This is a genomic window from Nakamurella endophytica (assembly GCF_014646215.1).
In the GTDB taxonomy this organism is placed as follows: Bacteria; Actinomycetota; Actinomycetes; order Mycobacteriales; family Nakamurellaceae; genus Nakamurella; species Nakamurella endophytica.
In genome coordinates, this window is sequence record NZ_BMNA01000004.1 from 540725 (window position 1) to 557903 (window position 17179).

A 17179-nucleotide genomic window follows, 5' to 3' on the forward strand; every position below is an offset into this window, starting at 1 on the left:
GCACCGCTCGACCGGCTCAGTCCAGCGGCCGGCGCGGTGACGGTGCCGCGCGGCGCCGCCCCACCGTGACGGCCGGGGCGCCGGCCGCCGCCGGCAGGTCCGCGACATCGCTGAGGTCGGCGTCGGCCAGCAGCCGGTGGGCCTCGTCCCGGTCGATGACGGCGTCGGCCGACGCCGCCGCCTTGAACCCGGAGATGGCGTCGTCCCGATCGTCACCGGCGTCGGGCGCCGGCTCGGTGTGACCGAGCGCCAGCCAGCCGCCGGGGCGCACCACCCGCGCGGCGCGCTGCAGCGCGGCACGGACCGCCTCCCGCGACCCCGCCGGAGGGCGGAACCAGACCAGGTCGAAGGCCTGGCCGGCGATCGGGGACGCCGCCACACCGTCGCCCGCGGCGCCCGCGGCCGGTGTCGCCGCACCGCCGGCACGGAGGACACCGTCGGCGTTGTAAGCACCGTCGGCGCTGTGCGCACCGTCGACAGCGTGCACACCGTCGGCACCGTGAGCACTACCCGTCGCACCGTCCCGCGACGCCGCGACCGCACCCGCCGGCACCCGCGCCGGCCGCGGCTGCGACACCGACTCCTGGGGCACCGACTCCTGGGGCACCGACTCCACGGACATCGCCGTCAGCCGCGGCCACCGCGCGACCAGCTCGGCGGCGAGGTCGCCGACTCCGGCCCCCACCTCGAGCACCCTCGCGCCGGGCCCGGACAGCGACTCGGCGAGCCCGCGCATGACGGGCAGGCCCCGGTCGAGCAGCACGCGGGCGACGTCGCGGGTTGCGCCGGCGTACCCGGCCACCGCACCGTCCCAGTCCTGCGCGGTCCGGCCGGTGCTCTCGCCGAGCAGGCGTGCGGCCTGGCGGACCGACCCGGCGAGCCGCCGGGCCAGGCCCGTCCGGTCCAGCTGTCCGAGGTCGGCGCGCAGGTCGATGCCCAGCTCCCCCAGCACCCGGTGGGCCGCAGCGCGGACCGGTGGGGTGGCGACGTCGCGGAGAGCCACTGCCAGCGCGGTCATCGACCAGATCGCCCGCTCGCCCTCGCGCGCGACGTCCTGGATCCACCTCGCTGCGCCCGTGGCCACGGGCAGAGCCTGCGGTTCCGGGCCGGCCGTGTCAACAGGATCCGGGCAACCGGGACGAACCACTGCGCAGCGTCGCAGAGCGGACACCGCGTGGTCACCGGGTCCGAGGAGGCCGCTATCGGACGGATGTCGCCGCAGTAGCCGGGACCGGTCGACGCGGAGGCTCCAGCCGGCGGTGCACCGGCGGCCACGGCGGCGGGCTGGATGGGGTTCCGAAGGCGCTGCGGGCACTGAGGTCGTCCGCCCCGTCACCGGTTGCCGGTGCGGGCGTGACGCGGCGGCCCGTCCGGCAGGGGCCGGACGACCGCGTGGTGGCCAGGGCCGGGATCGAACCGGCGACCTTTCACTTTTCAGGCGAACGCTCGTACCAACTGAGCTACCTGGCCGTGCAGTTCGGGCCGGGTCCGAAAACGGACCCGGCCCGGTGGCGACCCCGACGGGACTTGAACCCGCGACCTCCGCCGTGACAGGGCGGCGCGCTAACCAACTGCGCCACGGGGCCTGGAGTACTGCTGCCGTGCTGCGGTCGCCGTCCGGCCGGCCGAGGCCGACGGGCGACGCCCGTACCCCCAACGGGATTCGAACCCGTGCTACCGCCGTGAAAGGGCGGGGTCCTAGGCCGCTAGACGATGGGGGCTGGGTCCTGGAAGGGCCCACCCTCAACGGCTGTCCGTTGGGAGCCAGTCGAGCATACGGGATGCCCAGGTGCGGTCCAAAACCGCGCCGGCACCGCCACCGGTGGCGCCGATCGACCCCCGCGGGCGACGCCTGGGCGGGTGGAGTCCGCGGCGGGTGAGGTCCGTGGCGCCGCGCACGGCTTCCCCGGACCGCTGCCGCTCTGTTACGGTCCCTCCAGGTTACGAGTGCCAGCGCGTAGCCCCGGCTTGCTGGCCGGCAACCCTCCTCCGCGGTGGGGTGCCCCGGGTGAGGACCTGGTCCGGCGCGCGGTGCGCCCGGGCAAGCGCGGACCCGTCGAGGTCCCTGTCGGACAGGACGCTCGATGACCGTCGCACTCCACCGGCCCGACTGGCAGATCCATCTCGCCGGGCTGGCGACCGACCGAACCACCCTCCCGCCGCCGGCGGACGCCCGGTCGCGGGCCGCCGCGCTGCCCGGGCCCGGCCGGCCGCACGCCCCGGGCCTCGAGGTGGTCGGTGCGGCGGCCCGGGTGCCGCTGGCCACCGGTGGGCACGTCGAGTACGCCAACCTGGACCACGCCGCCTCGGCACCGGCCCTGCGGGTGGTGCGCGACGCCGTCGACACCGTGCTGGACCGGTACGCGAGCGTGCACCGCGGCGCCGGCTGGCACTCGCGGCTGTGCACGTCGCTGTACGAGGGCGCCCGCGAGCCGGTCCGCCGCTTCGTGGGCGGGCGCCCGGACGACGCCGTGGTGTTCACCCGGAACACCACCGACGCCTTCGCGCTGCTGGCGCACTGCCTGCCGCCCCGGACCACCGTGGTCGTGTTCGAGACCGAGCACCACGCGGCGCTGCTGCCGTGGGAGCGGACCGCGACCGTCGTCCGCCTCGCCGCGCCGGCCGACGCCGACGACGCCGTGGCCGCCGCCGAGGCGGCCCTCCGGCGGCGGAGTCCGGGGCCGGCCCTGCTGGTGGTGACGGGCGCGTCGAACGTGACGGGCGAGGTCTGGCCGGTGGCCAGGCTCGCCGCGGTGGCCCGGGCGCGCGGCGCCCGGGTGGTGCTGGACGCGGCGCAGCTGGCCCCGCACCGGTCGCTGTCCGTTGCCGAGCTCGGCGTCGACTACGTGGCCGTGTCCGGTCACAAGTTGTACGCGCCGTACGGCGCCGGCGCGCTGGTCGGCCGGTCCGACTGGCTGTCGGCCGCTCCGCCCTACCTGCTGGGCGGCGGCGCCTGCGCGCTGGTCGGCGACCGGGAGACCCGCTACGCCCCGGTCCCGGCCCGCCACGAGGGCGGCACGCCGAACGTCGTCGGTGCGGTGGCGCTGGCCACCGCCTGCCACGCGCTCGGCGGCGTGGACCGCTCCCGGCTGACCGCTGTCGAAGCCGCGTTGACGGCCCGGCTCGCGGACGGCCTGGCCGCCGTGCCGGGTGTCACCGTGCACCGGCTGTGGCCGTCGGCGGACGCGATCGGCGTGGTGACGTTCACGGTCGCCGGCCAGCCGGCGGCGGTGGTGGCCGCAGCGCTGTCCGCCGAGCACGGCATCGGCGTGCGGGACGGGGCGTTCTGCGCCCACCCGCTGGTGCGCCGGCTGCTCGGCGCGGCCGGCGACGGCGACGGTGGCTGCGGGACACCCGGCGACGTCGGACAGGCCATCCGGGCGTCCGCCGGGCTGGGCACGTCGACCGAGCACGTGGACCGGCTGCTGCGGGCCGTCCGGTCGATCGCCGCGCACGGGCCGCGGCTGGCGTACGTGGACGTCGACGGGCGACCGGCGCCGGCCGTGGACGTCGACGGGCGACCGGCGCCGGCCGTGGACGGCCGTCCCGTACCGGCGCTGGTGCCCTGGCTGTAGCGGCCGGCCACAGGGCTGCGGCCGCCGCGCCGGACGCGGGACGGACGCCGGAGCCAGGTTCCACCACCCGACCGGGAATCGACCGTCCGGGGGCGGCACCCCGTCCCGGAACGCGCAGCGGCGCCGACCGCTGGTCGGCGCCGCTGTCGTCCCGGTGACCGGGCCATCGCGCTCCGTCCCGGCGACGGGACCGAGCCGGTGGGGGGCTCAGAGCTGGTGGGCTCCGTCGGTCCGGCTGAGCCGGTCCTCGTCGGCCCGGAAGCGATCGAGGAGCTCCTGGACGCTCACCTTGCGGCCGTCGGTGACGGCCAGCGAGTGGGCGCCCTCCCGCTGCGCGACCTCGTCCGCCGGCGACGCGGCCGGCCGGCCGGTGCCCCCGTCGACGGCGCTGCCGTCGACCCGCGGCGATCCCGCCGGCGACGCGGCCGTTCCGTCGGCCCGCGGCGCGTCCTTCACCGGCGTGGCGGTGCCGACCGCCGCCGGGGCCGTCGCGGCCGGGTGTTCCGCCGTGGCGACCGGTGAGCCGGCTGCCGCCGCTTCCCGGTCGGTGGCCTCCGCGCCGGTCGGCGCGCCGACGCCGGCACTGAGTTCGCTGCCCGGGCCGGCCTGCCCGGCCGGCAGCGTCTCGGCCTCCAGGGAGGCCTCCTCCATCTGCCGCTCCTGCAGCGCCGACATCGTCCGCAGCGGCGTCTCCTTGATCAGCAGCACCAGCGCGAAGGCGATCGCGGCACAGATCGCGACGACCAGGAAGACGATGTGCGTCGAGTCGGCGAAGCCGGTCTGGTACGGCCGCGCGATGAGCGGGTCGACCTTCTGCAGGAACGAGGAGTCGGCGTTCAGCTGCGCACCGAGCCCGGCCAGGTACTGGCGGATGACGCCGGGGTCCTGCGAGCCGGCGGCCTTGGCCGCCGCCGCCTGGAACGCAGGGTTCCCCGACGCGGCCTGCACGGCGGCCGGCGCCTTGTCGGCCAGGGTGTTGAACAGCAGCGAGATGAACACCGCGACACCGACGGTGCCGCCGACCTGGCGGAAGAACGTCGCGGACGAGGTCGCGACGCCGATGTCCTTGGCCGGCACGACGTTCTGCACCGCGATGAGCAGGGTCTGCATGCACAGGCCCAGGCCGAACCCGATGCCCAGGAAGAAGCCGAACAACGCCCAGATCGAGGTGTCCGCACTGAGCACCTGCAGAGCGACCATCATGACCGCGAGGAGCGCCGTGCCGATCACCGGGAAGATCTTGTAGCGGCCGGTGCGCGAGGTCAGCTGGCCGGAGACCACCGAGCCGGACATGATGCCCAGGGTCAGCGGGAGCAGGAGCAGGCCGGCCTTGGTCGGGGATGCACCCTTGACCAGCTGCAGGTACAGCGGCAGCACCAGGATGGCGCCGAACATGACCATGCCGATCACGGCGTTGGCGCCCATGCCGAGCGAGAAGTTGCCCGCCCGGAACAGCCGCATCGGGATGAGCGCCTCGTCCTTCATGCGGATCTCGACCAGGACGAACGCGATCAGGCCCACGACGCCCAGCGCGATCAGCCCGAGCACCCGGGCGGAGCCCCAGCCCCACTCCTGGCCCTGCTCCGCCACGATCAGCAGCGGCACCAGGCCGACGATCAGCGCCACGGCGCCCCACCAGTCGATCCGGTGGTCCCGGCGGACGTGCGGGATGTGCAGCACCTTCATCACCACGGCCAGGGCGATGATGCCGATCGGCACGTTGACCAGGAACACCCAGCGCCAGCCGGCGAGCCACAGGATGGTGTCAGCACCGGCGAGCGAGCCGCCGACGACCGGGCCGAGCACCGACGAGGTGCCGAAGACGGCGAGGAAGTAGCCCTGGTACTTGGCCCGCTCCCGCGGCGGCACGATGTCCGCCAGGATGGCCAGCGCCAGCGAGAACAGGCCGCCGGCGCCGAGCCCCTGGAAGGCGCGGAAGGCCGCCAGCTCGTACATCGAGGTCGAGAAGCTGCAGGCGAACGAGCCCACCACGAAGATCGAGATCGCGGTGATGAACAGCGGCCGGCGGCCGTAGATGTCCGAGAGCTTGCCGTACAGCGGCGTGGTCACCGTGGAGGTGATCAGGTAGGCGGTGGTGACCCAGGCCTGGATCTCCAGGCCGTGCAGGTCGTCGGCGATGGTCCTGATCGAGGTGGACACGATCGTCTGGTCCAGGGCGGCCAGGAACATGCCCGCCATCAGGCCGAACAGGATCGTCCGGATCTGGGCGTGGGTCAGCGACACGCCGGAGGACGCGTCAGGCGGCGCCGTGGTGGAAGTGCTGGACATCAGTGCGCCCTCTCGGTGGCTGCGTCGTCGGTGGTGGTCGGCGCGGGGGTCGGACGGGTGGGGTCTGCGGCGGCCGGGTCGGCCCCCGCGGGCGGGCCGACGGCCGGCGGCGCTGCCGGGGCGGCGGTCGTGCCGTGGCCGGCGGGCTCGGGCCCGCGGCTCGGAGCGACCTCGTGCAGGATGCGGTCGCGGTGCTGCTCGAGACCGTCGGCGTACAGGTCGAGCAACCGGACGAAGGTGGCGCGGTCATCGGGCGACCAGCCCTGGACGACCGGGGTCAGCGCCGCGCCGCGCCGCCGGGTGTGCTCCAGGGCCTGGGCCCGTCCCGCCTTGGTGACCCACAGGATCGAGGCCCGCCCGTCGTCGGGATCGGCCCGCCGCTCCAGCAGCCCCGCCTTGACCAGGCCGGACACCTGACGGGAGACGGTCGACGGATCGGCGCACAGGTCGGCGGCGAGCTCGCTGGCCCGCCGGGGACCTTCCTTGTAGAGCTTGACCAGCAGCACGGTGGCGTTGAAGTCCTCGGTGCCGGTCGACAGCCTGGCCTTGAGCCGGCCGTGGGCGCGGAGCACGGCGATCATCCGCTCGGCGATCTCGATCGAGTCCTGCACGGCAGCGGCGTCGTGGTCCGGTGCGCCATCCCCGGCAGTCCGACCGCCGCCGGCCGCGCCGGCGGCGTCGGTCGGGAGGTCCACCGCGGTCACCGGACCACCTTTCCGTGCAGTGCACAACTTGTTGCTTAGACCATCTAGTTGCCGCCGGCAATCATGCTCCCGGGTGCCTGCTTGCTGCAAACACAATTCGCGCACCGTGAGCCAGGCCACGGAGCAGCCTGGCAGTGACCACCGACAGCGGGTCGCGAGCAGGCACGCGAGCCGACCGGGTCCGGACATCGGAAAGGGACGGCCGCGGCGTCCTCGGTCGACGCCGGTGCACGTCCTCCGGTCGACGCCGATGCGCAGGCCTCGACTGCTGGCTCGACATCGGCGGCGTCCGGTCCCCGCGCCGGCAACCGGCCGCTCCGGTCACACGCAGCGGACCCCCGACGGCAGATCCCGCCCGCCAGGCGTCAGTGCGCGGTCCGCGCCCGGTGCAGAAGCTCGCGGGGATCCATCCGGCCCGGGCCGGTGCCGGCCCGGGACGCCGCGGTGGCCAGCGTGCGCACCAGGTGGTTCACCGGGGCGGCGAGACCGTGCAACCGCGCCTCGAGGACGATCTCGCCGTTGAGGTAGTCGGCCTCGATGGTGCCGGTCCCCCGCGCCAGGCTCTGCCGCGACGACGACCCGCCGGTGGACCCGGCGGACGGGTCGACCTCGACCTGACCGCCGCGGTGGGCGTCCCATTCGGCGTCGGGGACCCACGGGATGCCGGCCGCGTCGAGCACCTGCTCGGCCTCGGCCCGCAGCAGGCCGACCAGCTCGCGGAACGCGGCGCGGGACTCCGGTTCGTCGCCCGGCTGCGCCACCGCGTCGAGCGAGTTGACCAGGTTCCGCAGCAGCTTGGCGTACTTCCACGGCATGACGCCGGCGCGGGCGGAACCGCCCAGCCCGGCCGCGGTGAAGTCCGCGCAGATCCGTCGCAGCACCGGGTCGTCGTCCACCGGGCCGGCCGGGTAGGGGCCGATCTCGAACATCGCGGTGAGCGGAGCGCCCGGGGCCACCACCACCCCCGGCGCCTCAATGGCGGAGGGCAGGATGACGCAGGCGCCGTACACGGTGGCCCAGCGGCGGAGCGCGGCCCGCTCGTTCCGGACGCCGTTCTGCAGGCAGACCACGGGCAGCGCATCCGCGGCCACCGTCCCGTCCGGCGCGCCGGCGACGGGCAGTCCCGCGACCGCGTCGAGCAGCCCGACGGTGTCCTGGCTCTTGGTGGCGAGCAGCAGCACGTCGTCGTGGCGCAGGTCCAGCGCACCGGCGTCGACCGCGATCCCGGGCCGGACGTGCAGCTCCCGACCGGGCAGCCGCACCCGGAGCCCGTGCTCGGACACGGCACGGGCGTGCGCGCCGCGGGCCAGCAGCAGGACGTCGGCACCCTGCTCGGCCAGCCGCCCACCGACCGTCGACCCGACCGCACCGGCGCCAAGCACCACGTACCGCATGATCACCTCCGTCGACCGTGCCCGACAGTGCCCGACAGTGCCCGACCGTGCCCGACAGTGCCCGACCGTGCCCGACCGTGCCCTGTCCGGTCCCCTGCCCTGTCCGCGGCGAGGGTAGCGAGCGGCCGCCGGCCCGCCCGCACCGGCGGTGGGCCGGCGGGACGGGCCGCGGACCGGCGGCGGCTCAGCCGTGTTCCTCGACCGACCGGGAGTCGGTGAGGGTCAGTGCGCCCAACCCGGCCACCGCGCCGACGATGACGGCGAGCACCACGAACAGGACCCGTTCGCCGTGGAAGAAGCTCTCGACCAGGCTGCTGGTCCAGACGCCGGAGGGCAGCACCTTGATGACCAGGGTGGCGACGAGGGTGCCGACGACGGCGGTGCCCACGCTGGTGCCGACCTCCTGGGCGGCGTCGTTCAGGGCGGTGCCGAGCGACGTGCGGTTCTCCGGCATGGCATCGACCAGGGCGATCGCGCAGGTGGTCATCACGGTGCGCAGGCCGACGGTGAAGGCGACCATCGCGACGGCGATCGCCAGGTACCCGTGTTCGACGCCCCAGGCCAGGCCGGCCAGCGAGCCGGTCAGGAACACCGCGCCGACCAGGCAGGCCATCCGGTGGCCGAACCGCTTGACCAGCAACTCCGAGATCGGCGTCGCCGCCAGCATGGTCACGATCAGCGGCAGGTTCGCCAGGCCGGCCCGGACCGGACTCCAGCCGTAGGCGTACTGGAAGTGCAGGATCAGCGCGAACATCAGACCGGCCATGGCGATGGCGGTGCCGACCTGGGCGATGACGGAGCCGCGGACCGTGCCGCTGGAGAAGATGCGCAGGTCGAGCATCGGCTGCGGCGTGCGGCGCTCGTGCCACAGGAACGCGACCAGTGCCACCACCGCACCCGACGCCGACAGCCAGGTCAGCGCCGACGACCAGCCGTTGTCGACGCCGCTGGTCGCCGTGTAGCAGGCGAGCCCGATGGTGGCGGTGCTGAGCACCGCCCCGGGCACGTCGAGCCGGTCGCGGGTGAGCCCGGCCGGGTCGTCGGCGGGCACGCCGAACCGGACACCGAGGAACGCGATCAGGGCGATCGGCGCGTTGACCACCAGCAGCCACTCCCAGCGCACGTGCGCCAGCGCGGAGCCGCCGAGGATCGGGCCGAGCACGAAGCCGGCCATGCCGACGGTGATCATCACCGTCATCGCCCGCATCCGCAGCGACTGGTCGGCGAACAGCCGGAACACCAGCGAGTTGGTGATCGGGGCCATCATCGCCGCGCACACGCCCAGGGCGGCGCGCAGCAGGATCAGCTGGCCGATGCCGTCCACCCAGATCACCCCGAGACTGATCACCCCGAACAGCGCGAGGCCGATCAGCAGCACCCGGCGACGACCGAGCCGGTCCGCCGCCGATCCTGCCGTCAACAGCAGCCCGCCGAAGGTCAGCGAGTACGCGCCGGTCACCCACTGCAGCGCGGTGGTGCTGCCACCCAGATCGCGCCCGATCGTCGGCAACGCGATGCTCAGCAGGGTGTTGTCCACCATCTCGACGAAGAACGCCAGGCACAGCGCCAGCAACGGGATCCAGGCCGCTCGCAGCGACGTGTACGACCGGTCGGGGCGCATCGCGACACCGATGCTCATGGAGGTACCTCTTCCGCATCAGGCGGGGCGGACCACCCGGCCCCGACATCTGCGATCACCGTGCGCCGCGCCGCTGACAGCCGGCGCACACGCCGCCGTCAGCTGCTGTCAGGCGCCTGACAGCGGCTGACAGCGCCGGACGGGCGTCGCCCTGTCCCCCGTCCGGCGGGCGTGGAACGCCGTCGAGCGGGATACTGGGCAACGCAGCGGAGCGGTCCACCGCTCCGGGGCGTGCGCCGGGCCACCGTCCGGCGGACCCGAGGTCGAGAGGAGACACCGACATGACCATGGGCGACAAGATCAAGCACGGCGCCGAGGAGCTGGCCGGCAAGGCCAAGGAGGCGACGGGACGCGCCACCGACAATCCTGACCTGCAGGCCGAGGGCCAAGGCGACCAGGCGTCGGCCAACCTCAAGCAGGCCGGCGACAAGGCCAAGGACGCCGCGAACGACGTCTTCGGGCGCTGATCCCGGTACCACCCACGACGCCGCGGTCCCACGGGGCCGCGGCGTCGTGCTGTCCGGACACACCCCGCGGTGGTGGCAGCTGCCCCTGCGGTTTGCGATGCTCGACCCCCGCCCGGCGGCAGAGAGGTGCAGACGATGGCGTTGCTGATCGAGGACTACGCCCTGCTCGGAGACACCCAGACCGCCGCGCTGGTCGGGCGGAACGGGTCGATCGACTGGCTGTGCTTCCCGCGGTTCGACAGCGGAGCGGTGTTCGCGGCGCTGCTGGGTACCGAGGACCACGGCCGGTGGCTGATCGCCCCGGAGGCCGAGGTGCGGGCCACTCGCCGCGGGTACGAGGACGGCACGCTCATTCTGGTCACCGAGTTCGACACCGACGAGGGCACCGTCCGTCTCGTCGACTTCATGCCCCCGCGCGGCCAGGCGCCCGACGTCGTCCGCATCGTCGAGGGCGTCTCCGGCCGGGTCCGCATGCGGATGGACCTCAAGCTCCGCTTCGACTACGGCCGGATCGTGCCCTGGGTGCGCCGGCAGGACGGCGCCCTCGTCGCCGTCGCCGGGCCGGACTCGTGCTGGCTGCGGTCACCGGTGGAAACCTTCGGCCGCGACATGGCCACGCTGGCCGAGTTCACCGTCGAACCCGGGGACCGGGTGCCGTTCGTGCTGACCTGGCGGGAGTCGCACCTGTCGGCGCCGAAGCCGGTGCGGGCCGACCACGCGTTGGCGCAGACGCGCGACTACTGGCGGACCTGGCTCGCCTCCTGCACCTACGACGGTGACTGGCCGGAGGCGGTGATCCGGTCGCTGATCACGCTCAAGGCCCTGACCTACGCCCCCACCGGCGGCATCGTGGCGGCGCCGACGACGTCGCTGCCCGAGCAGCTGGGTGGCGTTCGAAATTGGGACTACCGGTTCTGCTGGCTGCGGGACGCGACGATGACCCTGCAGGCGCTGATGTACGCCGGCTTCGAGGAGGAGGCGCGGGACTGGCGGCGCTGGCTGCTGCGGGCCATCGCCGGGGACCCGGCCGAGGTGCAGATCATGTACGGCGTCGCGGGCGAGCGGCGGTTGACCGAGTACATCGCCGACTGGCTGCCCGGCTACGACGGCAATCCGGTGCGGATCGGCAACGAGGCCGTCGACCAGTTCCAGCTCGACGTCTACGGCGAAGTGATGGACGCGCTCTACCAGGCGCGCACCACCGGCGTCGGGTCCGGCGTCAGCACCTGGGCGTTGCAGCGGGCCCTGATGCACGAGGTGACCGAGCGCTGGCGGGAGCCGGACGAGGGTCTCTGGGAGGTGCGTGGCGGGCGCAAGCACTTCACGCACTCCAAGCTGATGGCCTGGGTGGCGGCCGACCGCGCCGTCCGCAGCGTCGAGAAGTTCGGCCTGCAGGGCCCGGTCGACGAGTGGCGCACGCTGCGCGACGACATCCGCGCCGACATCCTGGAGCACGGCTACGACCCCGAGCGGCGGACGTTCACCCAGTACTACGGGTCGCGGGAGCTCGACGCGGCGCTGCTGATGGTGCCGCTGGTCGGGTTCCTGCCCGCGGACGACGAGCGCGTCGTCGGCACGGTGGCGGCCATCGAGCGGGAGCTGCTGGTCGACGGTTTCGTCCAGCGCTACACGCAGGACTCGCGCAGCACCACCGACGGCCTGCCGGCGGGCGAGGGCGCCTTTCTGGCCTGCACCTTCTGGCTCGCCGACAACTACTCCTTGATGGGTCGCCGCGACGAGGCGGTCGAGGTGTTCGAGCGACTGCTGGCGCTGCGCAACGACCTCGGCCTGCTGTCCGAGGAGTACGACCAGCAGGCGCACCGGTTGGTCGGCAACTTCCCGCAGGCGTTCAGCCACGTGCCGTTGATCAACACGGCTCGCAACCTGTCCCGCGACGGCGGCCCCTCGCACGCCCGGGAGCAGACCACCGCGGAGGGCAAGCGGTCCGCGGACACGGCCTCGTCCTCGGCCTGACCGGCCGCCCGGGCGGGTTTGTCCGGATGGCCGCGGGGGCACCGGTCCGAATACACGGACTTCAGGAGGCTTCCATGGAATCCCAGCGACAGTTGGCCGTCGTCACCGGCGCCTCGAGCGGCATCGGGTTCGAGCTCGCCCGGCAGTTCGCCCGCAACGGCTTCGACGTGGTGATGTGCGCCGAGACGGACGCCTTGACCGACGCGGCCGCGGCGGTCACCGGAGAGGCCGGGGCGGCGACGGTGACGGTGCAGGCGGACCTGGCCACGTTCGAGGGCGTGGAGCAGCTGGTGAGCGAGGTCGAGGCGCTCGGCCGGCCGGTCGACGCGGCCGCACTCAACGCCGGCGTGGGCAACGGCGGCCGGTTCGTCGAGATCCCGCTGGCCGACGAGATGCGGCTCATCGCACTGAACGTCGCCTCGACGGTGCACCTGGCCAAGCGGCTGGTGCCGGCCATGGTGCAGCGCGGCGAAGGCCGGCTGCTGTTCACGTCGTCGATCGCGGCGACCATGCCGGGCCCGTACTACGCCACCTACGCGGCGTCCAAGTCGTTCGTGCAGTCGTTCGCCGAGGCGCTGCGCCACGAGCTCGAGGACACCGGCGTCACGGTCACCGCGCTGATGCCGGGGCCCACGGACACCGACTTCTTCGAGCGCGGCGGGATGCAGGACACCCCGGTCGACTCCATGCACAAGGACGACCCGGCCGACGTGGCCGAGGACGGCTTCAAGGCCCTCATGAAGGGCCAGGACCACGTCGTCGCCGGTTCCATCCGGAACAAGGTGCAGGCGGCCGGCTCCGGGATGCTGCCGGACAAGGCCAAGGCGGCCATGCATGCCGGGATGACCAAGCCGCAGAACTGATCCCTGCCGGTCCCGGCGGCACGCGCCGCCGGGACCCGTGCCCCGGAGCCCGCTCCCGCTCGAGCGCCGCCCGGCGCCCCCGCGCCCACACCGCGCTCCGCGGCATTCCTCGGGCACGGTCGCGGCGCGGGGCGCCGGCGCCGTCCGTGCCCCTACCCGACGTGCGAGGTGTCCGCGGCGGCCTCGTCCGCGGCGACCAGCAGGCCCCGCTCGACGACCTGCTCGATCGACAGGCTCCGGTAGCCCTCGTCGTCGAACAGCACCACCACGGCCGGTCCCTCGAAGCGCAGCACGGTGCCCACCCCGAAGCGCTCGTGCCGCACCCGCTCCCCCACCTCGAACGGCGAGTCGACCCGCCGCTCCAGTTGTTCCCGGGCCACCCCGGACTCGCAGTTGTCGCAGTTGCCGCACAGGTCCGGCGCGGCCTGCCCGAAGTAGGACAGCAGCTGCTGGCGACGGCACCCGCGGGTCTCGGCGTAGTGCCGCATCATCTCCAGCCGCGTCGTGTCGAACAGCCGGCGCTGCTCGTCCAGCTCGGCGACCTCCTCGCGCACCACCCGCACCGGCTCGTCACCCTCCGGTTCGATCCGGCCGTGCTCGTCGGTGTCGACGGCGCCCACCTCGGCCAGGGCGGTGACCACCCTGGTCACCCGTCGGGCCGGCAGGTCCGTCGCCTCGGCGATCTCGGCCGGGGTGGTGGGCTCGTCGGCCCGCCGGACCTGGCGCAACACCTGGGAGACGGCGTCCTCGTCGACGGACCCGGACCCGAAGAACCGCCGGATCCCGAGGTCGGCCTCGCGGTAGAACAGCACGATGCTGCTCGGGTCGCCGTCCCGGCCGGCCCGGCCGATCTCCTGGTAGTAGGAGTCCAGCGAGTCCGCCACGGCCGCGTGCAGCACCCACCGCACGTCCGGCTTGTCGATCCCCATGCCGAACGCCGTGGTGGCCGTCACCACGTCGAGACCACCGTCGATGAAACGGTCCTGGACGTCGCCGCGCTCGCGCTTGGGCAGGCCGGCGTGGTAGGCGGCCACCCGCCGCCCGCGGGCCGCGACGGCCTCGGCCAGCTCCTCGGCCTGCCGGCGGGTGGCCGTGTACACGATGCCCGAGCCGTCCAGCCCGGCCGCGGCCGCGACGACGTCCTCGATCTGGTCGTCGGCCTCGGTGAACGTCCGGACGGCCAGGTGGAGGTTGGGTCGGTCGAAACCCGCGCTGCGGACGGAGGGCTCGCGCAGGTGCAGCGCGGTCACGATCTGCTCGCGGATGGGCGGCGACGCGGTGGCCGTCAGCGCGGCGATCCTGGGGTGGCCCAGCCGGTCCACGACGTCGCCGAGACGTGCGTAGTCGGGCCGGAAGTCGTGTCCCCAGGAGACCACGCAGTGCGCCTCGTCGACGACGAACAGCCGCGGCTCCGCGGCCCGCACGGTGTCGACGACCTCTTCGTTAGCCAGCTGCTCCGGCGCCAGGAACAGGAAGTCGACGGCCCCGTCGGAGATCTCGCCGAGCAGGTCCTCGCGGGCGCCGGCCGACAGCTCGCTGTTCAGCGTGCGCACCACCACCGGCCGGTCACCGGCCCGCGAGTCCTCGAGCGCCTCGGCCTGGTCGCGCTGCAGCGAGATCAGCGGCGACACCACCACGGTCAGCCCACCCAGGTACTGGGCGGCCAGCCGGTAGACCGCCGACTTCCCCCAGCCCGTCGGCATGACGACCAGGAGGTCCTCGCCGGCGAGCAGGTCGCCGACGGCCTCGGCCTGGCCGGGACGCAGCTCCGCCCATCCGAAGGACTCCCGCGCCAGCCGCGCGATGTCCGCAGCGTCCGGAGCGTCCGCCGTGTCCGGGACGTCCCGCGACTTCGCCATCGACATGACCTCTCTCGACCCGCGACCGGGTGGCCGCGCCCCCCACCGGTCCCCGGCGGGCCGAAGGTCAAACCGAGGGCTGTACGACGCCCGGACCGGCAGGCTCGTCCGGACCGGACGCCTCCCGCCGGGTCAGCGCCGCGACCTCGGCGTACAGCTCGGGTCGCCGGTCGTCGAACAGGTGGGCCAGCGGCGTGAGGGTCTTGTCCCGCGCCAAGGTGAGATCGACCTCCGCCACGGCGACGTCGTCCTCGCCCGGCAGGGCGGCCACCCACCCGTCCGGGCCGATGACCACGGTGCCGCCCGTCCAGTCCTGGCCGCGGGTGCTGCCGGTGCGGTCGCAGGTCGCGATCGCCATCCGGTTCACCCGGGCCGCCGCCTTGGCGATCACCACCTCCGGTGTCGGCTCGTCCGCCGGATGCGGCACCACCGGCCAGGCGGTGGGGACGGCCAGCACGTCGGCGCCCGCGAGCGCCATCGACCGGGTCAGCTCCGGGAACTCGATGTCGTAGCAGATCGCGACACCGATGCGGCCGAGCGCCGTGTCGAACACCGGCGGCGGCTGCGAACCCGGGGCGAAGAACAGCTTCTCCTGATCCCACAGGTGCGTCTTGCGGTAGATCCCACGCAGGCCGCTGCCGTCGAAGAGCGCCGCCGAGTTGAAGATCGGCCGGTCCCCCGCCGGATCCGCGTCGCTGCCGCCGAGTTCCGCGAACCCGACCACCAGCACGGCGTCCCGACCCCGGACGACCTCGGCCCACCGGTCCAGCAGCGGGTCGTCCGGCCGGAGCGCGCTGGCCAGCGCCTCGGCGCGGTCGGCGAACGGCAGCCCCGAGGTGGCCGTCTCCGGCAGCACCACCAGCTGCGCCCCGGCCGCCACGGCCGCCGACGCGGCGGCCGTGGCCCGGGCGCCGTTGCCGGCGGGATCGGCCGGCTGCACGGTGAGCTGGCAGCATGCGATCCGGGTCACCGCTGTCCCCTCTCCCCTGGCCGCGCCTCGGCTCAGCCCAGCAGGTTCGGCGCGTCGTCGCGCAGGATCTGCGACAGGACGTCGAACTCGTTGAACAGCATCCAGTCCTCGACGATCCGCCCGCCTGCGAAGTACAGCTGGTTGATCCCCCACAGCAGCACCCGACGGCCGGTCGGGGCGCCGTACAGGCCGTAGCCGCGGTGGGTGCCGGTGGCCGTCCACCGGACCGACACCGCGTAGCCGTCGGTGTCGTTGCCCATCCAGTACACCTCGTCCACGTGCAGGCCGAGGTCCGGGAAGGTCGACAGCAGGTTCCGCGCCATGGCCCGTACCTCACCGCGGCCGTAGCCGGTGCGGTTGGTGGGCCCGTTCCAGCGCACGTTCTGCGCGTAGACGTCGTCGACGGCGGACAGGTTCCGGCGGTTGTAGACGTTGTGGAACAGCGCCCGGACGACGTAGTCGACGTCGAGACCGTCGGTGCGTCGGGCGTTCGCCGGGTACGGCTGCGGCACGCGGCCGCCGATCAGCCGTTCGACCTCGGTGGCCTGCACCTCGGGCAGCGAGCCGGGCACCTTCTCGTTGCCGGCGATGCGGGCGGCCTCGACGATGTTGATGCCGCACTGGGCAAGCCGGGCGCCGGTGTTGTAGAGCACCCACTCCTCGAAGATGGCGTTGTCCCGGGTGACGCAGTTGGCGATCACCCACAGGTTCACCTTGCGGCCGGACGGCGGACCCCACCGCCACGGACCGGTCTGGTGGCCCACGTTGATCGCCCGGTGCGAGGTGGCGAAGCCCTGGTCCTCGTCGCCGGCCCAGATGACGTCGTCGGCGTAGTGCCGGGTGTCGGGAAAGGCGTTGATGGACTGCATGGTCTCGTAGACCACGCGCTCCACGCCGTACTTCATGCCGTTGTCGTCGTAGACCCGGCAGCCCGGCGCGTACGTGTCGTAGATGTAGCCGACGTCCTGGTCGTCCCAGATCCGCGAGGTGTCGCGGAGGATGTAGTCGACGATGTCGACGTAGGTGTCGTCGAAGCCGCGCATGGGCTGCCGGCGCGGGCCGCGGTCCTCGACGGGGTGGTTGGTGCCGTAGCCGCTGCGCATCGAGATCGAGAAGTCCGGCGGCATGAAGCGGGCGTGCGTGCCGCCCGGCTCGGCCCTGGCCGACAGCGGGACGGTGCCGCGGGCGGCCTGCAGCACCGGCTGACCCTCCTCCAGGCTGCCGACCCGGCCGGAGCCGTCGCGCATGGCCACGGCGCCGGCGTCCGCGCCGTCGCTCCCGGTGGCGTCCTTGCTGCCGCTGCTGCTGGTGTTCGACGAAGAGGTGGAGCGCTGCTCGGCCATGGTGTCCTCGTACTCGGTGGCATGCGGGTGGGGCGTACTGCTGGTGGGACGTGCGGCGGGTGGGACGTGCGGCGGCGGGGCCGGCTGCACGGGCAGCCGGCC

12 protein-coding genes, 3 tRNA genes and 1 riboswitch are annotated in these 17179 nt (G+C 73.9%); of the genes, 4 read left to right on the top strand and 11 right to left on the bottom strand.

Translation table 11 applies throughout. The features are described 5' to 3' along the window. Positions 1–16 precede the first annotated feature (16 nt). The 4 genes from IEY37_RS12965 to IEY37_RS12980 all read right to left on the bottom strand — a co-directional run bounded on the left by IEY37_RS12965 (position 17) and on the right by IEY37_RS12980 (position 1721). Positions 17–1084, bottom strand: a complete 1068-nt coding sequence (locus tag IEY37_RS12965; RefSeq protein WP_188942071.1) for a methyltransferase domain-containing protein — start codon at positions 1082–1084, stop codon at positions 17–19. 309 nt (positions 1085–1393) lie between these two features. Continuing rightward, positions 1394–1470 (bottom strand) — tRNA-Phe (locus tag IEY37_RS12970). Positions 1471–1509: 39 nt separating this feature from the next. Beyond that, positions 1510–1586 (bottom strand) — tRNA-Asp (locus IEY37_RS12975). Between the two features lie 62 nt (positions 1587–1648). Further along, positions 1649–1721: transfer RNA gene (locus tag IEY37_RS12980), tRNA-Glu, on the bottom strand. 218 nt (positions 1722–1939) lie between these two features. Continuing rightward, a riboswitch (SAM riboswitch) is annotated at positions 1940–2054 on the top strand. Positions 2055–2084: 30 nt separating this feature from the next. On the opposite strand from IEY37_RS12980, the gene IEY37_RS12985 reads away from it, so the two are divergent. Beyond that, positions 2085–3575, top strand: coding sequence for an aminotransferase class V-fold PLP-dependent enzyme (locus IEY37_RS12985; protein WP_188942073.1), 1491 nt, complete (start codon positions 2085–2087; stop codon positions 3573–3575). Between the two features lie 207 nt (positions 3576–3782). Here the strand turns inward: IEY37_RS12985 and IEY37_RS12990 are convergent, their stop codons facing one another. From IEY37_RS12990 to IEY37_RS13005, 4 genes are all read right to left on the bottom strand, one after another. Continuing rightward, positions 3783–5864, bottom strand: a complete 2082-nt coding sequence (locus IEY37_RS12990; protein WP_188942075.1) for an MDR family MFS transporter — start codon at positions 5862–5864, stop codon at positions 3783–3785. Beyond that, the gene (locus tag IEY37_RS22145; protein ID WP_229674372.1) at positions 5864–6568 is read right to left on the bottom strand and encodes a MarR family winged helix-turn-helix transcriptional regulator; all 705 of its coding nucleotides are present in this window, start codon (positions 6566–6568) and stop codon (positions 5864–5866) included. Before IEY37_RS22145 ends, IEY37_RS12990 begins: the two co-directional genes overlap by 1 nt. A 365-nt stretch (positions 6569–6933) precedes the next feature. Further along, positions 6934–7962 (bottom strand): ketopantoate reductase family protein, encoded by a 1029-nt coding sequence (locus tag IEY37_RS13000; protein ID WP_188942077.1) that lies wholly within the window; start codon positions 7960–7962, stop codon positions 6934–6936. A 184-nt stretch (positions 7963–8146) separates the two neighbouring features. Further along, positions 8147–9601 carry an MFS transporter gene (locus IEY37_RS13005; protein WP_229674373.1) on the bottom strand — a complete coding sequence of 485 codons (1455 nt, stop codon included), beginning with the start codon at positions 9599–9601 and terminating at the stop codon, positions 8147–8149. A gap of 281 nt (positions 9602–9882) precedes the next feature. Between IEY37_RS13005 and IEY37_RS13010 the strand changes: the two genes are divergently transcribed. From IEY37_RS13010 to IEY37_RS13020, 3 genes are all read left to right on the top strand, one after another. Further along, positions 9883–10068 (top strand): CsbD family protein, encoded by a 186-nt coding sequence (locus IEY37_RS13010; protein ID WP_188942079.1) that lies wholly within the window; start codon positions 9883–9885, stop codon positions 10066–10068. Positions 10069–10203: 135 nt separating this feature from the next. Beyond that, a complete protein-coding gene (locus IEY37_RS13015; protein WP_188942081.1) occupies positions 10204–12042 on the top strand; it encodes a glycoside hydrolase family 15 protein in 1839 nt (612 codons plus the stop codon). A gap of 74 nt (positions 12043–12116) precedes the next feature. Then, positions 12117–12905: an SDR family NAD(P)-dependent oxidoreductase gene (locus tag IEY37_RS13020; protein WP_188942083.1), complete on the top strand. Its 789-nt coding sequence runs from the start codon at positions 12117–12119 to the stop codon at positions 12903–12905. 152 nt (positions 12906–13057) lie between these two features. Here IEY37_RS13020 and IEY37_RS13025 read toward each other — a convergent pair whose 3' ends face one another. The 3 genes from IEY37_RS13025 to IEY37_RS13035 form a co-directional block, all read right to left on the bottom strand. Further along, positions 13058–14764, bottom strand: coding sequence for a RecQ family ATP-dependent DNA helicase (locus tag IEY37_RS13025; protein WP_188942085.1), 1707 nt, complete (start codon positions 14762–14764; stop codon positions 13058–13060). Positions 14765–14831: 67 nt separating this feature from the next. Further along, on the bottom strand, positions 14832–15734 hold the full coding sequence (locus IEY37_RS13030; RefSeq protein ID WP_188942086.1) for a nitrilase-related carbon-nitrogen hydrolase: 903 nt from the start codon (positions 15732–15734) through the stop codon (positions 14832–14834). 32 nt (positions 15735–15766) lie between these two features. Next, positions 15767–17077, bottom strand: a complete 1311-nt coding sequence (locus IEY37_RS13035) for a nuclear transport factor 2 family protein (RefSeq protein WP_229674374.1) — start codon at positions 17075–17077, stop codon at positions 15767–15769. Between the last annotated feature and the right edge of the window lie 102 nt (positions 17078–17179).

Excerpts from the sequence above, each read along its gene's own strand:
- IEY37_RS13000 (WP_188942077.1), bottom strand. The coding sequence starts at position 7,962 with ATGCGGTACGTGGTGCTTGGCGCCGGTGCGGTCGGGTCGACGGTCGGT.
- IEY37_RS13005 (WP_229674373.1), bottom strand. The coding sequence starts at position 9,601 with ATGAGCATCGGTGTCGCGATGCGCCCCGACCGGTCGTACACGTCGCTG.
- IEY37_RS12985 (WP_188942073.1), top strand. The coding sequence starts at position 2,085 with ATGACCGTCGCACTCCACCGGCCCGACTGGCAGATCCATCTCGCCGGG.
- IEY37_RS13010 (WP_188942079.1), top strand. The coding sequence starts at position 9,883 with ATGACCATGGGCGACAAGATCAAGCACGGCGCCGAGGAGCTGGCCGGC.
- IEY37_RS13020 (WP_188942083.1), top strand. The coding sequence starts at position 12,117 with ATGGAATCCCAGCGACAGTTGGCCGTCGTCACCGGCGCCTCGAGCGGC.
- IEY37_RS12990 (WP_188942075.1), bottom strand. The coding sequence starts at position 5,864 with ATGTCCAGCACTTCCACCACGGCGCCGCCTGACGCGTCCTCCGGCGTG.
- IEY37_RS13025 (WP_188942085.1), bottom strand. The coding sequence starts at position 14,764 with ATGGCGAAGTCGCGGGACGTCCCGGACACGGCGGACGCTCCGGACGCT.
- IEY37_RS13035 (WP_229674374.1), bottom strand. The coding sequence starts at position 17,077 with ATGGCCGAGCAGCGCTCCACCTCTTCGTCGAACACCAGCAGCAGCGGC.
- IEY37_RS13015 (WP_188942081.1), top strand. The coding sequence starts at position 10,204 with ATGGCGTTGCTGATCGAGGACTACGCCCTGCTCGGAGACACCCAGACC.